Annotated in this window: 16 protein-coding genes; all 16 read left to right on the forward strand. The window is 47.0% G+C overall.

Annotated elements, in window-relative coordinates:
* Positions 1 to 67 precede the first annotated feature (67 nt).
* Positions 68 to 1,249 (forward strand): stage II sporulation protein P, encoded by a 1,182-nt coding sequence (spoIIP, locus tag GKG43_RS21370; RefSeq protein ID WP_050642425.1) that lies wholly within the window; start codon positions 68 to 70, stop codon positions 1,247 to 1,249.
* A gap of 64 nt (positions 1,250 to 1,313) precedes the next feature.
* Positions 1,314 to 3,236, forward strand: a complete 1,923-nt coding sequence (locus tag GKG43_RS21375; protein WP_055151203.1) for a DNA gyrase subunit B — start codon at positions 1,314 to 1,316, stop codon at positions 3,234 to 3,236.
* 17 nt (positions 3,237 to 3,253) lie between these two features.
* The gene (locus GKG43_RS21380; protein ID WP_055151200.1) at positions 3,254 to 5,500 is read left to right on the forward strand and encodes a DNA topoisomerase (ATP-hydrolyzing); all 2,247 of its coding nucleotides are present in this window, start codon (positions 3,254 to 3,256) and stop codon (positions 5,498 to 5,500) included.
* A gap of 249 nt (positions 5,501 to 5,749) precedes the next feature.
* Positions 5,750 to 6,226 (forward strand): hypothetical protein, encoded by a 477-nt coding sequence (locus GKG43_RS23145; RefSeq protein ID WP_055151197.1) that lies wholly within the window; start codon positions 5,750 to 5,752, stop codon positions 6,224 to 6,226.
* Between the two features lie 366 nt (positions 6,227 to 6,592).
* Positions 6,593 to 7,060, forward strand: a complete 468-nt coding sequence (gene rimP, locus GKG43_RS21390; RefSeq protein WP_050642421.1) for a ribosome maturation factor RimP — start codon at positions 6,593 to 6,595, stop codon at positions 7,058 to 7,060.
* Between the two features lie 17 nt (positions 7,061 to 7,077).
* Positions 7,078 to 8,301 carry a transcription termination factor NusA gene (nusA, locus tag GKG43_RS21395; RefSeq protein WP_055151194.1) on the forward strand — a complete coding sequence of 408 codons (1,224 nt, stop codon included), beginning with the start codon at positions 7,078 to 7,080 and terminating at the stop codon, positions 8,299 to 8,301.
* A 23-nt stretch (positions 8,302 to 8,324) separates the two neighbouring features.
* Positions 8,325 to 8,600, forward strand: a complete 276-nt coding sequence (locus tag GKG43_RS21400) for a YlxR family protein (protein WP_050642419.1) — start codon at positions 8,325 to 8,327, stop codon at positions 8,598 to 8,600.
* Complete coding sequence (locus tag GKG43_RS21405; RefSeq protein ID WP_330377519.1) at positions 8,587 to 8,910, forward strand: ribosomal L7Ae/L30e/S12e/Gadd45 family protein; 324 nt, start codon at positions 8,587 to 8,589, stop codon at positions 8,908 to 8,910. Before GKG43_RS21400 ends, GKG43_RS21405 begins: the two co-directional genes overlap by 14 nt.
* Before the next feature lie 15 nt (positions 8,911 to 8,925).
* Positions 8,926 to 11,937 (forward strand): translation initiation factor IF-2, encoded by a 3,012-nt coding sequence (gene infB, locus GKG43_RS21410; RefSeq protein ID WP_083487011.1) that lies wholly within the window; start codon positions 8,926 to 8,928, stop codon positions 11,935 to 11,937.
* 38 nt (positions 11,938 to 11,975) lie between these two features.
* Entirely contained in the window at positions 11,976 to 12,347 is a 372-nt protein-coding gene (rbfA, locus tag GKG43_RS21415) for a 30S ribosome-binding factor RbfA (protein WP_050642417.1), read from the forward strand.
* 1 nt (position 12,348) lies between these two features.
* Positions 12,349 to 13,386, forward strand: a complete 1,038-nt coding sequence (locus tag GKG43_RS21420) for a bifunctional oligoribonuclease/PAP phosphatase NrnA (protein WP_173020138.1) — start codon at positions 12,349 to 12,351, stop codon at positions 13,384 to 13,386.
* Positions 13,387 to 13,392: 6 nt separating this feature from the next.
* Complete coding sequence (gene truB, locus GKG43_RS21425) at positions 13,393 to 14,301, forward strand: tRNA pseudouridine(55) synthase TruB (RefSeq protein ID WP_050642416.1); 909 nt, start codon at positions 13,393 to 13,395, stop codon at positions 14,299 to 14,301.
* Between the two features lie 50 nt (positions 14,302 to 14,351).
* Positions 14,352 to 15,260: a bifunctional riboflavin kinase/FAD synthetase gene (locus tag GKG43_RS21430; protein WP_050642415.1), complete on the forward strand. Its 909-nt coding sequence runs from the start codon at positions 14,352 to 14,354 to the stop codon at positions 15,258 to 15,260.
* Between the two features lie 23 nt (positions 15,261 to 15,283).
* Positions 15,284 to 16,936, forward strand: a complete 1,653-nt coding sequence (locus GKG43_RS21435) for a Na/Pi cotransporter family protein (protein ID WP_050642414.1) — start codon at positions 15,284 to 15,286, stop codon at positions 16,934 to 16,936.
* A 207-nt stretch (positions 16,937 to 17,143) separates the two neighbouring features.
* Positions 17,144 to 17,410, forward strand: a complete 267-nt coding sequence (gene rpsO / locus GKG43_RS21440) for a 30S ribosomal protein S15 (RefSeq protein WP_025657590.1) — start codon at positions 17,144 to 17,146, stop codon at positions 17,408 to 17,410.
* Positions 17,411 to 18,278: 868 nt separating this feature from the next.
* On the forward strand, positions 18,279 to 20,366 hold the full coding sequence (locus tag GKG43_RS21445; protein WP_050642413.1) for a polyribonucleotide nucleotidyltransferase: 2,088 nt from the start codon (positions 18,279 to 18,281) through the stop codon (positions 20,364 to 20,366).
* The last annotated feature ends 131 nt before the right edge of the window (positions 20,367 to 20,497 follow it).

Raw genomic sequence — 20,497 nt, forward strand, 5'->3', positions numbered from 1 at the left:
CTCCGACGGAGGGGTCTGACCCCCTTGCATCTGTCACTGGAGTTTTACTTTTGAAAGAAGGCGGTTTATGAAGCAATCGGCATTCATACGGGTGGTGCTTACTGCCATCGGAGGGATAGCATGTATCTGCCTGCTCTGCATGAGCGGAAAAGGTATTATGAAGGAATGGAGATACGACAGCCAGGAGGCTGTTTTGAAATATACGGAGGAAATGTACATGCCAGGCCTGGCTTATCTGAAAGAGGATCCGGGACCCACGGCCGTTCAGTGGATCAAGAAAAATGCGATGTCATGGCTCCCGCTGATACAATATGTGGAGCAGAAGCAGCCCTATGATTCTGTGATGGAGGATGAGGAGACGATCGCAAAGATTCTGGAAAATCAAGCCAATGACGAGAACATGATCGATGAAAACGGTAATCTGATAGGGAACAAAACGGCGGCAGTTCAGGAACCTTCCGTGGAGCAGGGGCAGTCCCCAATCGACATGTCGATTGAAAGGCTGCGGGATTTTGATTATCTGATCAGCAATTTTTATATCGTGGACAGTACCACGATGATCGGGCCGGAGCAGCTGAATGTGGATGATCTTCTGGGAAGAAGCATGAAGATAGACCAGAGTACGGGCGGCCCCAAAGTTCTGATATTCCATACACATTCCCAGGAAACGTTTGTTGACTCCACGCCTGGGGACACGAATACGAGTATCGTGGGAGTGGGCGAGTATCTGACAAAACTTTTAAATGAAAAAGGAATTGAGACGATCCATGATACCGGTGTTTATGATATTATCAATGGACAGCTCGACAGGAGCAATGCCTATGAAAATGCGGAGGCATCCATACGTCCGATTCTGGAGGCAAATCCGTCGGTTGAGGTAGTCATAGACCTTCACCGGGACGGTGTAGCGGAAGACACCCATCTGGTCACGGAGATAAACGGAAAACAGACGGCGAAAATCATGTATTTTAATGGGCTGAGCCGAACCAGGACAAATGGAGACATCGCCTACCTTTATAATCCTTATATACAGGATAATCTGGCGTTCTCCCTGCAGATGGAGCTTGCTTCCGAGAGCAATTATCCGGGATTCGCGAGACATATCTATCTGGGGGGCTACAGATACAACCTTCATCTGGTACCGAAATCCCTTTTGGTTGAAGCGGGAGCACAGACAAATACGGTGGAAGAAATGATGAATGCCATGGAAGTTCTGGCAGATACACTACATCATGTACTGACGGAATAACTTTTATTTGAATAACCCTACATTTTGTGATAATATGAAATGAATGTAAAAAGGAGAGAGACACATGGGAAATAAAAATACATATGATGCGGACAGTATTGCCGTATTGGAGGGACTTGAAGCGGTCAGAAAAAGACCCGGTATGTATATAGGAAGCGTTTCAACAAAAGGTCTGAATCATCTGATTTACGAGATTGTTGATAACGCTGTTGATGAACATCTTGTCGGTTACTGTACACAGATTCATGTCACACTGGAAAAGGACGGCTCGGCCACTATTGAGGATAATGGCCGGGGCGTCCCTGTCGGTATGCACAAAAAAGGGGTGTCTGCGGAGCGGATTGTATACACCACACTGCATGCAGGGGGCAAGTTTGACGATTCTGCCTATAAGACAAGCGGCGGCCTCCACGGTGTGGGGTCTTCCGTAGTAAATGCATTGTCCGCCTATATGGACGTACAGGTCAGCAGGGAGGGCCAGATCCACCATGACAGATATGAGAGGGGGATTCCGGTAATCGAACTGAAGGATGGTCTGCTTCCGGTCATCGGGAAATCAAGAAAGACCGGCACCAAGATTAATTTCCTGCCGGATGATACGATCTTTGAAAAGACCAGGTTCCGGGCCGAGGAGGTTAAGAGCCGTCTGCACGAGACGGCTTACCTGAATCCGGAACTGACGATTATATTTGACGATAAAAGGCAGGAATCACCGGAGCACATCGTCTATCATGAGCCGGACGGAATCCTCGGATTCATAAAGGACCTGAACCAGAAAAAGGAAACCCTCCATGAGCCGATTTATTATAAAGGAGAATCAGAAGGAATTGAGGTCGAAGTCGCACTGCAGTATGTGAACGAATTCCACGAAAATGTTCTGGGATTCTGCAACAATATCTATAATGCAGAAGGCGGAACGCATCTCACTGGATTTAAGACCACGTTTACGACGGTTATGAATCAGTATGCTCGGGAATTAGGCATTCTTAAGGAGAAGGATGCCAACTTTACAGGTGCAGATATCCGTAACGGGATGACTGCCATCGTATCCATTAAACATCCGGATCCGAGATTTGAGGGGCAGACCAAGACAAAGCTGGACAACCCCGATGCTGCCAAAGCCACCGGCAAAGTAACCGGAGACGAGATTGTTCTGTACTTCGACAGAAATCTGGAAACCTTAAAGTCGGTACTTTCCTGTGCAGAAAAAGCGGCTAAGATTCGCAAAACAGAGGAAAAGGCAAAGACAAATCTTCTGACTAAGCAGAAATACTCCTTTGACAGCAACGGAAAGCTGGCGAACTGTGAAAGCAGGGATGCTAAAAAGTGCGAGATATTTATTGTGGAGGGAGATTCCGCCGGAGGATCTGCAAAGACGGCCAGGGACAGGAATTACCAGGCTATCCTGCCGATCCGGGGCAAGATTCTGAATGTGGAAAAGGCAAGCATCGATAAGGTGCTGGCAAATGCGGAGATAAAAACGATGATCAACGCATTTGGCTGTGGGTTTTCCGAAGGATACGGCAATGATTTTGATATCTCCAAACTGCGCTACGATAAGATCATTATCATGGCCGATGCCGACGTGGACGGCGCGCATATATCCACGCTGCTTCTGACGCTGTTCTACCGTTTTATGCCGGAACTGATCTATGAGGGACATGTTTATATTGCAATGCCGCCCCTCTATAAGGTCATGCCGAAGAAAGGCGACGAAGAGTATCTGTACGACGATAAGGCGTTGGAGAAATACAGAAAGACACATGAAGGCCCATTTACCCTGCAGAGATACAAAGGTCTGGGAGAGATGGATGCGCAGCAGCTCTGGGAGACCACACTGGATCCGGAGACAAGGCTCCTCAAACTTGTCGAGATCGAGGATGCGCGGATGGCATCCAGTGTGACGGAGATGCTGATGGGCACGGAAGTGCCGCCGCGCCGCATGTTTATCTACGAAAATGCTGCGGATGCAGAGCTTGATATATAGGTAAGAGGAGATAGAGAATGAGCAGTAGTGAATCACAGATTATCAGAACCGAATATTCCGAGGTTATGAAAAAATCTTATATCGATTACGCCATGAGCGTGATCATTGCCAGAGCCCTGCCGGATGTGAGGGACGGACTGAAGCCGGTGCAGCGCAGAACCCTGTACGACATGTATGAACTTGGGATCCGTTATGACAAACCGTACAGGAAGTGTGCCCGAATCGTAGGCGATACCATGGGTAAGTACCACCCCCACGGAGACAGTTCCATATACGAATCTCTTGTGGTCATGGCACAGGATTTTAAAAAAGGGATGATTCTTGTAGACGGACACGGGAACTTCGGTTCCATCGAGGGGGATGGGGCTGCCGCCATGCGTTATACAGAGGCCAGGCTGGCCAAGTTTACCCAGGAGGCCTATCTGGGCGATCTGGACAAGAATATTATCGATTTTGGGCCAAACTTTGATGAGACCGAAAAAGAGCCGCTTGTGCTCCCGGTGCGCGTACCAAACCTCCTGATTAACGGTGCGGAGGGAATTGCAGTGGGAATGGCAACCAGTATTCCCACCCACAACCTCTGTGAGGTGCTGGATGCTGTTAAAGCATACATGAAGAACGACCAGATCAGCACAAAACAGTTAATGAAATACATTAAGGGGCCTGATTTTCCGACCGGAGGCATTGTCGTCAACAAAGATGACCTGCTGAACATCTATGAGACAGGGCAGGGAAAGATCAAAGTCCGGGGAAAAGTAGAGGTAGAGGAACAAAAAGGCGGTAAAAAGCTGCTGGTAATAACAGAGATCCCATATACCATGATCGGAAGCGGTATCGGAAAGTTCCTGAATGATGTCTGCGGGCTGGTGGAGTCCAAGAAAACCAGTGATATTGTGGACATTTCAAATCAGTCTTCGAAAGAAGGTATCCGGATTGTACTGGAGCTGAAAAAAGGGGCGGATGTTGAGAACCTGAAAAACATGCTCTACAGGAAGACAAGGCTGGAAGATACTTTTGGCGTAAACATGCTGGCGGTAGCCAATGACAGACCTGAGACGCTGGGACTCAAAGCAATCATTGAACACCATGTGGATTTCCAGTTTGAGCTGATGACGAGAAAGTACACCACCATGCTTGCCAAAGAGCAGGAAAAGAGTGAAGTGCAGGAAGGCCTGATCAAAGCCTGCGATGTCATCGACCTGATCATAGAGATCCTGCGTGGAAGTAAATCTGTAAAGGATGCCCGTGCCTGCCTGGTAAGCGGTGTGACCGAGAACATCAAATTCAAGTCCAGTATTTCCAAAAAAATGGCCGCCCTTCTAAGGTTCACCGAGCGTCAGGCGACAGCAATCCTGGAAATGCGTCTCTACAAGCTGATCGGCCTGGAGATCGAGGCCCTTCAGAAAGAGCACGAAGAGACCCTGAAAAATATTATGCTCTATGAGGATATACTGAACAATTACGACTCTATGGCAAATCTGATTATGGAAGAGCTGGATTCTTATAAGAAGGAATATGGCAGAAAACGCCGCACCGCAATCGAGAACGCGGAGGAAGCAGTTTTCGAGGAAAAGAAAATAGAAGAGCAGGAAGTGGTATTTCTGATGGATCGCTTTGGATATGCAAAAACCATAGATGTCACTACTTACGAACGGAACAAAGAGGCGGCTGACAGCGAGAATAAGTACGTAGTCCACTGCATGAACACCGGTAAAATCTGCATTTTCACCGATACGGGCAAAATGCATCAGGCCAAGGTTCTGGACCTGCCCTACGGAAAGTTCAGAGACAAAGGGATACCGATTGATAACCTGACAAACTATTCCAGCAGCGAGGAGCAGATCGTCATGGTCTGTGATGCTGAACAAATGCGTTTCGCAAAACTGCTGTTTGCTACAAAACAGGGCATGATCAAAAAGGTAGAAGGAACGGAGTTCCAGGTGGCAAAGCGGACCATAGCAGCCACAAAACTGCAGGAAGAAGATGCACTGATTCATGTCAGCGTAGTAACCGAAAACCAAAATATCGTCCTCCAGACAAAAGGAGGATATTTCCTGCGATTCCCGGCGGATGAAATCCCGGAGAAAAAGAAGGGTGCGGTTGGCGTTAGAGGAATTAAGCTCCAGAAAAAAGATGAGCTGGAGAACGTGTACTTGTTTGAAGAAGGAACGGAACAGAAGATTGTCTATGGTGAAAAAGAAGTGACACTGAACCGGCTGAGACAGGCCAGAAGAGATACTCAGGGGACAAAGAGCCGTAATTAGAACTTGATTTATACAAACACGTTATAGCGACTGCCATAAAATTGAACTACAAACTGCTTGTCTGTAAATACGGCACATATTATAATTGTTTTATGATCTTGGGATATGATCTGGTAATTGCGTTGGGATGTCAAAACATAGATGGAGTCTAACGGCGTAATTACATAAGATATGTTGGTGTACAAGGTATATTTATCAAACAATATGGCGTATTTAAGGGATAAAATCACGACGAAAGGATGTTATTTTATGGTAGAAAAAGAATTATTAAATGCAATATCGGATATGATGGATGCTAAATTTGATGAATTTAAAATGAATTTAGCAACGAAGGACGACATAGCGAATATGGCGACGAAGGACGACATAGCGAATATGGCGACGAAAGACGACATAGCGAATATGGCGACGAAAGACGACATAGCGAATATGGCGACGAAAGACGACATAGCGAATATGGCAACGAAAGACGACATAGCAAATATGGCGACGAAGGACGATATAGCCTGCATATGGAAAGTGATTTCTAAGCTGCCGACCAAAGCCGACTTAAGGGAAGTTGAGAACAACGTTCTTACCGAAGTAGACAGAGTACAGGAGATTGGTACAAGACATTACCATGAAGTAAAGAGAGAAATGAGCCAGTTGAGAGCAGAAGTCAGGTCATATCAAATAGGCAGCTTAAAGCTTAGAGTTGATAGATTGGAAAGAATGCTCGAACTGTAAGAGTTACTTATTTTATGATGGGCAGCCACTGTTCAGACCGTGGTGTGTACCTGTTGCACGGCATCGGAGCCGTTACTATGCGCGGCCTATGGGCCGTGAATGGTAACTCGGAGCCAATAGGACAGTGTTATTTCTTGAAATCTTCCTTGCATTTACCAAAAAAAGGTGTTATACTCAATGATAGTTACATAAGGAACCCGGCAGAAGAGTGAACGAAAGTTCACTCTTCTTTGTTGCTAAGATGCAGCATTGCAGTTTATACAAAACCGCTTATGACCGGAACGCTTATTATAACAGTTTTGTTGCCTTGTTGAACATAAGCAGTTCAATAAGTATTAAAAACAGTGCAGAGAAAGGAAGTTTAGTGTGTCGAGAAGAGAACAGTATGAACAGCAGACCGAGGAACTTATGATACCGATTGTTACGGAGTTCGGGTTTGAACTGGTGGATGTAGAATATGTAAAAGAGGCCGGAACGTGGTATCTGCGTGCTTATATTGATAAGCCGGGGGGGATTACCGTGGATGACTGTGAGGCAGTTAGCAGGAAGTTCTCGGATATTCTGGATGAAAAGGATTATATTGAAGATACTTATATTTTTGAGGTGAGTTCCCCTGGGCTGGGCAGGCCGCTGAAGAAAGAAAAAGATTTTAAACGCAGTCTGGGTGAAGAGGTCGAGATAAAAACATACCGGGCCATCAACAGACAGAAAGAATTCGTTGGAATATTGAAGGATTACGACAAAGACACTGTGACGATAGAATATGAGGATGAAACGACACAGGTATTTGATAAAAGTGAAATTGCGCTTATCCGTTTGGCTTTGGATTTTTAATTTAGGAGGAAATAATAATGAATACAGAATTATTGGAAGCATTGAATATTCTTGAACAGGAAAAGAACATCAGTAAAGATACAATGATGGATGCAATCGAGAATTCTCTTATCAGTGCGTGTAAGAACCATTTTGGGACGGCTGAGAATATTAAGGTGATCATGGACCGCGAAACCTGTGATTATGCAGTATATGCCGAAAAAGAAGTGGTTGAGGAAGTATTTGACCCGGCATTGGAAATCAGCCTGGAGGATGCGGAACAGATTGATTCGGCTCTCCAGATCGGAGATATCGCGCAGATCCCGATTGAATCAAAGTCTTTCGGGAGAATCGCAACCCAGAATGCAAAGAACCTTATTCTTCAAAAGATCAGGGAAGAAGAACGTAAGGTTGTGTACGATCAGTATTTTGAGAAAGAAAAGGATATTGTGACTGGAATTGTCCAGCGTTATGTGGGAAGAAATATCAGTATCAACCTGGGAAGAGCAGACGCTATGCTGACGGAGAATGAACAGGTAAAAGGCGAGGTATTTAAACCGACTGAAAGAATTAAACTATACGTAGTAGAGGTCAAGAACACACCGAAAGGTCCGAAGATCCTGGTGTCCAGAACCCATCCGGAACTCGTGAAGCGCCTGTTTGAGGCGGAAGTGGCAGAGGTAAAGGATGGCACGGTGGAGATCAAGAGCATTGCCCGTGAAGCCGGATCACGTACAAAGATGGCAGTATGGTCTAACGATGAAAATGTAGATCCTGTGGGAGCATGTGTCGGGATGAACGGGGCAAGAGTCAACGCGGTTGTCAATGAGCTGCGCGGAGAGAAGATCGATATTATCAACTGGAGCGATAACCCGGCTTTATTGATTGAAAATGCACTGAGCCCGGCCAAGGTGATTTCTGTTATGGCGGATCCGGATGAAAAATCGGCAAGTGTAATCGTACCTGATTACCAGTTGTCGCTGGCAATCGGAAAAGAAGGCCAGAATGCAAGGCTTGCTGCACGCCTGACCGGATATAAAATCGATATAAAGAGTGAGACGCAGGCAATTGAGTCAGGAGAACTTCCTGAAGATTATATGGAACAGATGGCGATGATGGAAGAAGGCTACGATGGCGGTTACGAGGAAGCGTATCCGCAGGAGTATGAAGGAAACTATGAAGAACCGTTTGCGGAAGATACAGAAGAACCGTCCGTTGAAGACTATGAGGAAATAGAATTCATTGAGACCGAAGATGAATAATAACCTTATGAGAGGTGGAATAATTGAGCAATAGGAAGATACCGATGCGCAAATGCGTTGGCTGCGGCGAGATGAAGCCGAAGAAAGAGATGCTGCGCGTTCTGCGCACTACGGAAGAAGAATTTGTACTGGATGCTACCGGAAAAAAGAATGGGCGCGGCGCCTATCTGTGCTGCTCAAACGCTTGTTTTTTGAAAGCAGTGAAGAACAAAGGGCTGGAGCGTTCTTTTAAGCAGGCAATTCCTGCGGAAGTGTATGAGCGCCTGGAAAAGGAGATGAATGAGATTGATACAGAGTAAAGCTTTATCTCTGGTCGGGCTTGCTACTAAGGCAGGAAAGACAGTGAGCGGTGAGTTTATGACAGAAAAGGAAGTGAAGTCGGGAAGAGCCGCTCTTGTGATTGTCGCTGACGATGCGTCGGACAACACGAAAAAGAAATTTCGTGATATGTGTGAATTTTATAAGGTTCCAATTTATTTTTACGCAGATAAAGATACCTTAGGGCATGCAATGGGAAAAGAGTTCCGTGCATCTCTGGCGATATTGGACGAAGGATTTGCAAAAGGAATTCGAAAACATTTTGAAACGAAAGACAATACAATTGCATAAGGGAGGTAGTTGAATATGACAAAAATGAGAGTACACGAACTGGCCAAGGAGCTGGGAATGGACAATAAAGAACTGATGGAAATGCTGGAAAAGAAGAATGTAGAGGTGAAGACCCATATGAGTTCGCTGGAAGACAATGTAGTAAATGACATCAGAAAAAATGTAAAGAAAGGCACGGATGCCGGAAAGTCTGTGGAGGCAGATAAGGCAGCCGAGGCGGCAAAACCGGTGGAAGAAGCGCCTAAAAAGAAGAATATCGTGCAGGTGTTCCGTCCGCAAAATTCTAAGAGCGGGAGCCGCATGCAGCAGGGAGGCCGCCAGGGCCAGCGCCCGCAGGGAGGCCATCAGGGGCAGCGTCCGGCAGGTTCCGCACCGGGGCAGCGACCAGCAGGTTCCGCACAAGCACAGCGCCCGGCAGCATCAGGCCAGCGCCCGGCAGGAAATACACCAGGCCAGCGTCCGGCAGGTTCCGCACCAGCGCAGCGCCCGGCAGGAACAACACCAGGCCAGCGTCCGGCGGGAGCAACAGCAGGCCAGCGCCCGTCAGGCACGTCACCGGGACAACGCCCGGCAGGAACAACACCAGGCCAACGTCCATCAGGTTCCGTACCGGCACAACGCCCGTCAGGAACGACTTCTGGCCAGCGACCAGCAGGTTCTGCACCAACACAGCGCCCGGCAGCATCAGGCCAGCGCCCGTCAGGAAATACACAGGGCCAGCGTCCGCAGGGAGGCCAGCGTCCGCCTTATCAGGGCGGTCAGCGTCAGCCGTATCAGGGCAATCAGAGAAATTCTGGTTCCATGTCTTCACAGGAGACAAGACAGAATGGCGGCAATTCTTCTGACCAGAGAAATTCCGGTTACCAAAATCAGAGATACAACAACAACCGCGGTCAGCGGCCGGCCGGTGGACAGGGCGGAAACTTCGGCAGAAACCAGAACGGAGAAAGAAGCTATAATAACCAGGGCGGTGACAGAAACTATGGCGGCCAGGGCGGAAGAAATGCAGGAGGAGGCCAGCGCACAGGCAACGGCCCGTCCAGAGGAACGGAACGCCGTGACAGCAGAAGGGATGACAGAGATGCAATTCCAACACCATTAGTAGAACAGCAGAAGGTGCAGAGGAATAAAGCAAAGGATAAAGAGAAAGACTATAAGAAAAAAGAATATAAAGATGGTGACTTTGACAGCAAGAACAAAAAAGGAAAACGCCAGAAACCTGCTGTGGAGGTTGCAAAACCGCAGCCAAAACCAGTTGAGAAGAAAGAAGAGATCAAACAGATAGTGCTTCCGGAAGTTCTGACAATCAAGGAACTCGCTGATAAGATGAAAATAGTACCTGCCGTAATTATTAAAAAACTTTTCCTTCAGGGTAAAGTTGTTACGGTAAATCAGGAAGTAGACTATGACACGGCAGAAGAAATCGCAATGGAATTTGATGTTCTCTGCGAAAAAGAGGTCGTGATCGATGTAATTGAAGAACTTCTCAAAGAAGAGGAAGAAGACGAAGGCGCTATGGTAAAACGTCCTCCGGTAGTCTGTGTCATGGGTCATGTTGATCATGGTAAGACATCACTTCTGGATGCAATCCGCCATACAAATGTCATTGGCCGCGAGGCAGGCGGAATCACACAGCATATCGGTGCTTATGTAGTAGAGGCAAACGGTGAAAAAATCACATTCCTGGATACACCGGGACACGAGGCATTTACAGCCATGCGTATGAGAGGGGCTAACTCTACAGATATTGCCATTTTGGTGGTAGCTGCCGACGACGGCGTAATGCCGCAGACCGTAGAGGCAATTAACCATGCCAAAGCAGCAGGCATTGAGATTATCGTTGCCATCAATAAGATTGATAAGCCAAGCGCAAATATCGACAGGGTAAAACAAGAACTGGCAGAATACGAGCTCATTCCGGAAGACTGGGGCGGCAGCACTATCTTTGTGCCTGTATCTGCACATACAAAAGAGGGCATCACAGATCTGTTGGAGATGATTCTTCTGACAGCAGAGGTGATGGAACTGAAGGCGAATCCGGACCGCTTTGCAAGAGGTCTTATTATCGAAGCAGAGTTGGATAAAGGAAAAGGATCCGTTGCAACTGTACTTGTACAGAAGGGGACGCTCCATGTAGGAGACGCTATCGCAGCGGGTTCCGCACACGGTAAAGTCAGGGCTATGATGGATGATAAGGGCCGCAGAGTCAAAGAAGCCGGACCTTCCCAGCCGGTTGAGATACTCGGTCTGAACGATGTGCCGAATGCGGGCGAAGTATTTGTGGGATGCGAGACCGAAAAAGAGGCAAGAAATTTTGCAGAAACATTTATTTCCCAGAACAGAGTGAAGCTGTTGGATGATACCAAGGCGAAGATGTCACTGGATGATCTGTTTACGCAGATTAAGGAAGGAAACCTGAAAGAATTGAATATCGTTGTAAAAGCAGACGTACAGGGTTCTGTAGAGGCATTGAAACAGAGCCTGCTGAAGCTTTCCAACGATGAGGTGGTCATCAAAATTATCCATGGCGGAGTAGGCGCCATCAATGAGTCTGATGTAATCCTGTCTTCCGCATCCAATGCAATTATCATTGGCTTCAATGTAAGGCCGGATGCTACCGCAAAAGAGATTGCAGACCGCGAGGGCGTAGACCTGAGACTGTACAGAGTCATCTACAATGCAATCGAAGACGTGGAGGCTGCCATGAAGGGCATGCTGGATCCGATCTTTGAGGAGAAAGTACTCGGCCACGCAGAAGTGCGTCAGACATTCAAGGCTTCCGGAGTAGGAACCATTGCCGGTTCCTACGTGCTGGACGGAACATTTGAGAGAAACTGTTCCGTACGCCTTACACGCGACGGAATCGTAATCTTCGACGGACCGCTGGCATCTCTGAAGCGTTTTAAAGATGATGTGAAGGAAGTAAGGACAGGATACGAGTGCGGCTTTGTATTCGAGAACTTTAATGATATTAAAGAAGGCGATCTTGTAGAGGCATACAAGATGGTGGAAATTGAAAGAAAATAAAACCGTTTCGTTTACGGCGGCTATGTGAAGGAGCAATTATGAGAAAAAACAGCATTAAGAATACACGGATTAATACAGAGGTTCAGCGTGAACTGAGCAACATACTGCGGGGAGGCATCAAGGATCCGCGTGTGGCGCCGATGACTTCCGTTGTAGCAGTAGAAGTGGCTCCTGACCTGAAGACCTGTAAAGCATATATCAGTGTGCTGGGAGACGCGAAGGCACAGGAGGATACAATCAAGGGACTCCAGAGCGCCGAGGGCTATATCAGGCGCGAACTGGCCCGGACTATTAATATGAGAAACACGCCGGAAATCCGGTTTATCATGGATCAGTCTATTGAGTACGGCGTAAATATGAGTAAAAAGATTGATGAGCTGACCAGAGATTTGAAAGACGAGGCTGAATAATATGAGCGTAGATTATTCCACAGTAAAATGCGGATCTGCCGGCGAGGCAGACTCTGCAGACGACTCTTTGGGAGTTGGGTTATCTGAGATACTGAAGGGAAAACAGTCTGTAGCGCTGGGCGGGCATATCCGTCCGGACGGGGACTGTGTGGGCTCCAGTATGGGCCTCTACCTGTATCTTACGGAACAGTATCCTCAAATAGAAACCGACGTATTTCTGGAGGAAATTCCCGAGGCCTACCGCCTGATTCAGAAGACGGAAGAGGCTAGAAATTGCATTCCGGATGGAAAACAATATGATCTGTTCATCTGCCTGGACTGCGGCGATGAAAAACGCCTTGGATTTTCCGCGCCCTTGTTTCAGAATGCAAAACAGACATTTTGCATCGATCATCACGTAAGCAATGCTGCATTTGCGGATATCAACTATATAGTACCGGATGCCAGTTCCACGTCAGAGCTGGTATTTGGACTTCTGGATAAGGAAAAAATTGAAAAATCTGCGGCGGAGGCTCTTTACATGGGAATCGCGCATGATACCGGTGTGTTTCAGTATTCTTGCACCTCACCGGAGACGATGGAAGTTGCGGCAGAATTGCTGCGCAAGGGAATTGACGGGAACAATATTATAGAGAAGACTTTTTATGAAAAGACCTATATTCAGAATCAGATCCTGGGAAGAGCCCTTCTGGAGAGTATTCTGATTTTGGATAAAAGATGTATAGTAAGCGCCGTGAGCAAGAAAGAAATGGAATTTTACGGAGCGAAGCCGAGCGATCTGGAAGGGATTGTCAGCCAGATGAAGCTGACCCAGGGGACCGAGACGGCGCTTTTTATGTATGAACTGGAGACGCAGAATTATAAAGTAAGCCTGCGTTCGAAAGGAAAGGTGGATGTAAGCATAATCGCCCAGTATTTTGGGGGAGGCGGCCACGCAAGAGCGGCGGGATTCACGATGAAAGGCTCATTCCACGATGTGATCAATAACGTCAGCATCCAGATTGCGCGTCAGCTGGATCAGGAAGAGACACAGGTATAACGGTTTATGGTAAACGGTATTATTAACATATATAAAGAAAAGGGTTATACATCCCATGATGTAGTTGCGAAGCTCAGAGGGATCGTGGGCCAGAAAAAAATAGGGCACACCGGCACTCTGGATCCGGATGCAGAAGGGGTTCTCCCGGTATGTCTGGGCAGAGCGACAAAACTCTGTGATATGCTGACAGATAAGAATAAGACCTATGAGGCCGTACTTTTGTTTGGGAAGATGACAGATACACAGGATATTACAGGGAAAATACTGGAAGAACAGGATACATCGTTACTGACAGATGAATTTGCAAAAGAGTGTATACAAAAGTACATTGGGGAATATGAACAGCTTCCGCCGATGTATTCTGCGCTGAAAGTAAACGGGAAAAAGCTGTATGAGCTTGCACGGGAAGGCATCGAAGTAGAACGGAAAACAAGAAGGGTTCATATTTTCGATATAAAGATAAACAAAATTGATCTTCCAAGAGTACATATGGAAGTTAAGTGTTCAAAGGGCACCTACATTCGTACACTATGCCACGACATTGGCAGAAAAGCAGGGACGGGTGCCTGTATGGAAGCCCTTAGAAGGACAAAGGTAAGCTGTTTTGAGATCAAAGACAGCCTGAAGCTCTCTCAGATTGAAGAATATAAAAAAACGGGAAAGCTTATGGATATTGTAACGCCTGTAGATGCCATGTTCCTGAATCTGCCTGAATTAGTGGTGGCAAAGGAGTATGAGGCACTGGCCTATAACGGAAATCCGCTGCGCCGGGAGTTTATGACAAAAGAGAATGTTTTTACGGACGGGCAATCTGTAAGAGTATACGACCGAAACAAACAGTTTATAGGTGTTTACCGTTACTTTACTGAAAAACAGGAATACCGGCTTGAGAAGATGTTCCTCATATCGGATTAATAAGCAGGCATATCCATGCAAGTGATAAAGGAAGAATTACGGGGAAAGACATGCGGTACTATACAGATATTAATTCTTATCAGGAAACTGAAAAAACAGCCGTTACTCTGGGCAAATTCGACAGCCTTCACAGAGGCCATCAGAAACTGATCAGCAGGGTAAGGGATTGCGCGGAGAAAGAAAAATTAAAAAGCGTTGTATTTGCATTTGACATGAAAAAAGAGACGCTGCTTACAAACAAGGAGCGCAGACAGCATCTGGAAGAGCAGGTAGATTGTATGATACAGTGCCCCTTTACGAAGGAAATCAGGGAGATGGAAGCGGAGACATTCATTGAGAAAATATTGGTGAATACGCTTCACGCCTCCCATATTGTCGTGGGTACAGATTTTTACTTTGGACATGGCAAGCGGGGGGATGCCGGCATGCTTGCGGAGTTGGCCCCAAAGTACGGCTACCGGCTGGGTGTTGTGGAGAAAGAGCTGTATGGGGACAGAGAAATCAGCAGCACCTATGTGAGAGAAGCTCTGGAAGAAGGCGATGCCATGCTTGCAAATCAGCTGCTGGGTTACCCTTATCACATGACGGGGATCGTGGAACATGGGAGGCAGCTGGGACGTACACTGGGATTTCCCACGATGAACATTGCGCCCAAAGAACGAAAAATTATGCCCAGATTCGGAGTATATACCTGCAGAATCCTGGTGGACGGCATGTGGTATCACGGTATTGGAAATGTAGGGATCAAGCCGACAGTGACAGATGAGCCAAGGCTCCTGGCGGAGGTGTTTGTATTTGGTTACAAAGGCGATGCCTACGGCAAAGAGATTACGGTGGAATTCTGTTCTTTCGTGCGCCCGGAAACTAAGTTTTGTTCTGTGGAAGAACTGAAACAGCAGGTGGACCGGGATATCCAATCCGGAAAAGCATATTTTCGGGAGAAAAGCTTGACAAACTAGAGAAAGAGTTAGGGGAAATACAAATGAGTGTAACGACAATATTTCTGCTGCTGGGAGGACTGGGATTATTCCTGTTCGGCATGAAGATGATGAGCGACGGCCTGGAACAGGTTGCCGGCGCACGGATGAGGTCAATTCTGGAGTTCTTCACACAAAACAGATTTGTGGGGATGCTGGTCGGTATCTTGTTCACTGCAGTTGTGCAGTCGTCCAGCGCGACGACAGTTATGGTTGTAAGCTTTGTGAATTCCGGGCTTATGAACCTTTATCAGGCTGCCGGGGTAATACTTGGCGCCAATATCGGTACAACAATCACCGGACAGTTGATTGCATTTAATTTGTCAGATGTTGCACCTCTGTTCGTGATCACCGGCGTTGTAATGTTCATGTTCAGCAAAAAACAGAATACCAAGAAAATCGGCGGAGTGATCCTTGGATTTGGTATCCTGTTTATGGGCTTGAGTACAATGGGAGATGCCATGTCTTCCCTGCGTGAATCTCCGCATATCGTAGGCCTGCTCAAATCATTAAGCAATCCCTTTGCGGCGATCCTGGTTGGATTTGCTATAACAGCAATTCTGCAGAGCTCATCGGCTACCGTAGGTATCGTAATCCTGCTGGCGTCCCAGGGATTTCTACAGTTTACGATCTGCTTCTATCTTATTCTGGGATGCAACATGGGCTCCTGTGTCTCTGCGCTGCTTGCCAGCCTGGGAGGCAAAAAAGATGCGAAAAGGGCGGCCTGGATCCATTTCCTATTTAATATCATCGGATCTGTCGCAATTTTCATTGTACTATTGTTTGCGCTGCAGCCAATTGCGGATGCAATTATGAAGGTATCCGGGGGCAATATGGGCAGGGCAGTAGCAAATGCCCATACCCTAATTAAAATATGTGAGGTGATTTTACTCTTCCCGTTTATGAAATGGGTAGTCAGGGTAACTTATTTCATTATACCGGGGAAAGATGCTTCGCCGGATGATGAGTACGAGTTGAAGTATATCGGGAACAGTACGATGATTACACCTACCACGGCGGTTATATCAGGTATCTACGAACTGGAACATATGGGCTGCCTGGCGATTGAGAACCTAAAAAGAGGTATGGATGCGCTTTGTACACTGAATGAGGAAAAGATCGCCGAGGTATACCGGCAGGAGGCGTACATTGATTATCTGAACAGGGAGATTACCGACTACCTGGTCAGGATTAACAGCATGGAGATTCCTACCGCAGATGCGATGCTGGTAGGCGGTCTGTTCCACGTTGTAAACGATATCGAAAGGATCGGGGACCATGCGGAGAACTTTGCGGATTCTGCAAAGATGAGGATCGACAGACATGTTACATTCAGTGAAAAAGGAATCCGGCAGCTCCAGGATATGATGGATCTGGTGGAAAAAACACTGGTATACTCCTTAGAGATGTTTTCCAACCGCAGCCAGGAACACATGCAGGAGGTCATGGCTCTGGAGGATGAGGTCGACGATAGAGAGAAGAAGCTTCAGAAAGCACATATAAAGCGTCTGACAAAGGGCAAGTGTTCGCCAGAGGCAGGCATGATTTTCTCCGATACTATATCCGGGCTGGAACGTGTGGCCGATCATGCGACCAATATTGCATTTGCTATATTAGAACCGCAGAACAATGATGAGTTTGAAGACGAAGAAGAATAGTTAGAAAGAACGGAAAGAATACAATAGTGTACATGGTTGTTTCACGAAGAATAATTCAAACTTTAAAAAAGTATTGCTTTACATAGAATTTGAGTTATGCTATACTATTTAAGTATGAATTCAGCCGGTGTTCGGTAATAGGAACACTCCAACCATTACTTAATGCCAGGCGGTTTTATAAAAGAAAATAAAAGGAGGAAACGTAAGATGATCGCAAAGGAAAAGAAACAGGCAATCATTGCAGAGTATGGCAGAAGTGAAGGGGACACAGGATCTCCGGAAGTACAGATCGCAATTCTTACAGCAAGAATCAACGAACTGACAGATCACTTCAAAGCTAACCCGAAGGATCACCACTCAAGAAGAGGACTTCTTAAGATGGTAGGACAGAGACGTGGTCTGCTGGCATACCTGAAAAAGTCAGATATCGAAAGATACCGTACTTTGATCGAAAGACTTGGATTAAGAAAATAATCTCAAATCCACAAGGATCTTCCCGGGAGGGGGGATCCTTTTTTTATGTTTGAAGGAGGGGCGCCGAGGGGTCTGTAAGCCGCAGGCCTTCCTGCCTGTATGGTCGGTTTAAAATCCTGACCGCTTGACGAAGAAGATCTAATAGAGCCAGAGGCACCCGGAAGGGCACATCCGGCCTGTGACGAAAAAATTGATATTTTTTCGTCACAGGCCGGATTGAAACTTGATTTCGGTGAATCAAGTTTCATCCCTTCCGGGTGCCTCTGGCTCTATAAGATCTTCTAATCGTCCGCTATACGGAAGTTTTAAACCGACCATACAGGCAGGAAGGCCTGCGGCTTACAGCCCCCTCGGCTATGCTCATCCGACCAGAATGAAAAAACGACCCGATGCCTCTAAGACGGGGGCAGCGTATGGAATTGGCTTCACGGGATTTGATTGGTAAGGATAGTGAATTCCGTGTTGTTTAAGGGATTTCCATTCATACTAAAAGGCCAAAATGAAACTTGTATGCTTCTGTCTCCAACATACATACTTCTAACATAAATATAGCTCAAGTAAGCCAAGACAAATCCGCTGCCCCCCTTAAGAAGCCCTCCAAGGAATGACGCCTTATCTTCCGCCAGGAGCCGGAAGATCCTTGACTTCAGCGTCCCCCTCCGCGCCAACCCCCAAGCGCATTCCCAGGCGCATTCCCAAAACTTCATTCTTGATTTAAGAGGGCGACTATGCTATAATATTTAAGATTGTGGTCAGGAAAGTAAAACCCGAGACCACTGAAAAGGATATTAGCGGATTCTAATGTGTTTTTCAGTAGTTTCGGAGTCTCCTGCCACGAATTATGTGAATAGAAAAAAAGGAGAATGATATGTTTAAAAAGTTTGAAATGGAACTTGCCGGCAGAACTCTGCGTGTAGACATCGGAAGAGTCGCAAAACAGGCGAATGGAGCTGCTCTGATGCATTATGGGGATACAACAGTGCTTTGTACTGCAACTGCATCCGAGAAGCCGAGAGAAGGGATCGACTTCTTCCCTCTGAGCGTAGAATACAACGAAAGATTATATTCTGTAGGCAAGATTCCTGGAGGATTTAATAAGAGAGAGGGAAAGGCTTCAGAAAATGCCGTACTAACATGCCGTGTCATCGACAGACCGATGAGACCTCTGTTCCCGAAGGATTACAGAAATGATGTGACTCTGGAAAATCTGGTTATGTCCGTAGACCAGGACTGCAGTCCGGAACTGACAGCTATGCTGGGATCCGCAATTGCAACCAGTATTTCAGATATCCCGTTTGACGGCCCGATTTCTACAACACAGGTTGGCCTTGTAAACGGTGAGTTTGTATTTAATCCAACAGCAGAACAGAAAGATATCTCAGATCTGACGCTGACAGTTGCTTCTACCAAGGAAAAGGTGATTATGATTGAGGCTGGCGCCAATGAAGTGCCGGAGGCTCAGATGATTGATGCCATTTTTGCAGCACACGAGCTGAACCAGAAGGTGATCGCATTTATCGAGACTATTGTAGCAGAGTGCGGCAAGCCAAAACACTCTTATGAGAGTTGTGCAGTGCCGGAAGAGCTGTTTGCTGCGATCAAAACGATTGTAACACCGGCAGAGATGGAAGAAGCTGTATTTACAGACGATAAGCAGACCAGAGAAGAGAATATCCGTGTGATCACAGCAAAACTGGAAGAGGCTTTTGCAGAGAACGAAGAATGGCTTGCAGTGCTGAGTGAAGCGGTATACCAGTATCAGAAAAAGACGGTACGAAAGATGATACTGAAAGATCAGAAGCGTCCCGACGGAAGGGCAATCGACCAGATCCGCCACCTGGCTGCAGAGACTGATCTGATCCCGAGAGTCCACGGATCCGCTATGTTTACCCGCGGACAGACACAGATCTGTACCGTGACAACTCTGGCGCCATTGTCTGATGCACAGAGAATCGACGGACTGGACGAGGCTGAGACCTCTAAGAGGTATATGCACCACTACAATTTCCCTTCCTACTCCGTAGGCGAGACAAGACCATCCAGAGGACCCGGACGCCGCGAGATCGGCCATGGTGCTCTTGCTGAGAAGGCACTGATACCGGTACTTCCGGATGCGTCAGAGTTCCCGTACGCAATCCGTACGGTATCCGAGACATTTGAGTCCAACGGTTCCACATCGCAGGCAAGTATCTGCGCCTCCAGTATGTCGCTGATGGCTGCCGGCGTTCCGATCAAAGCAGCAGTAGCCGGTATCTCCGCTGGTCTTGTGACAGGAGATACAGACGACGATTATCTGGTGCTGACAGATATCCAGGGGCTGGAAGACTTCTTCGGCGACATGGACTTCAAGGTTGCCGGAACCCACAAGGGAATTACCGCAATCCAGATGGATATCAAGATTCACGGACTCACAAGGCCAATCATCGAGGAAGCAATCGCTGCGACAAAGAAGGCAAGAACCTATATCCTGGATGAAGTCATGAACAAGACAATTGCAGAGCCAAGGCCGGAGGTAGGCCCATACGCTCCTAAGATCGTACAGATGCAGATCGATCCGCAGAAGATCGGCGATGTAGTCGGCCAGCGCGGAAAGACAATCAATGCGATCATTGAGCAGACAGGCGTAAAAATAGACATTACAGATGACGGCGCAGTATCCGTCTGCGGAACAGACAAAGCAGGCATGGATGCGGCAATGAAGATGATAGCAACCATCACCACAGACTTCGAGGCCGGCCAGGTATTCGAAGGAAAAGTCATCAGCATCAAAGAATTCGGTGCATTCCTCGAATTTGCACCAGGAAAAGAAGGAATGGTACACATTTCCAAAATTTCCAAAGAAAGAATCAACAAAGTAGAAGACGTACTCAAACTGGGCGATGTAGTAAAAGTAGTCTGCTTAGGAAAAGACAAAATGGGCAGATTTAGTTTCAGTATGAGAGATGTAGCGGAGTAGTTCGCTGGTATGGGGCCGCCTTCCCGGATACACCTGACAGTTTCCGGGGGCTGGCCGTTTGCGGGGAAGTACTAACGGTAAAAAAGCAGAAGCGTATAGCCCGGCGGCATTCACTGAGAAATCTTGATGAT

The sequence above is a fragment of the Eubacterium sp. BIOML-A2 genome (assembly GCF_009680135.1).
GTDB lineage: Bacteria > Bacillota > Clostridia > Lachnospirales > Lachnospiraceae > Faecalicatena > Faecalicatena contortus_B.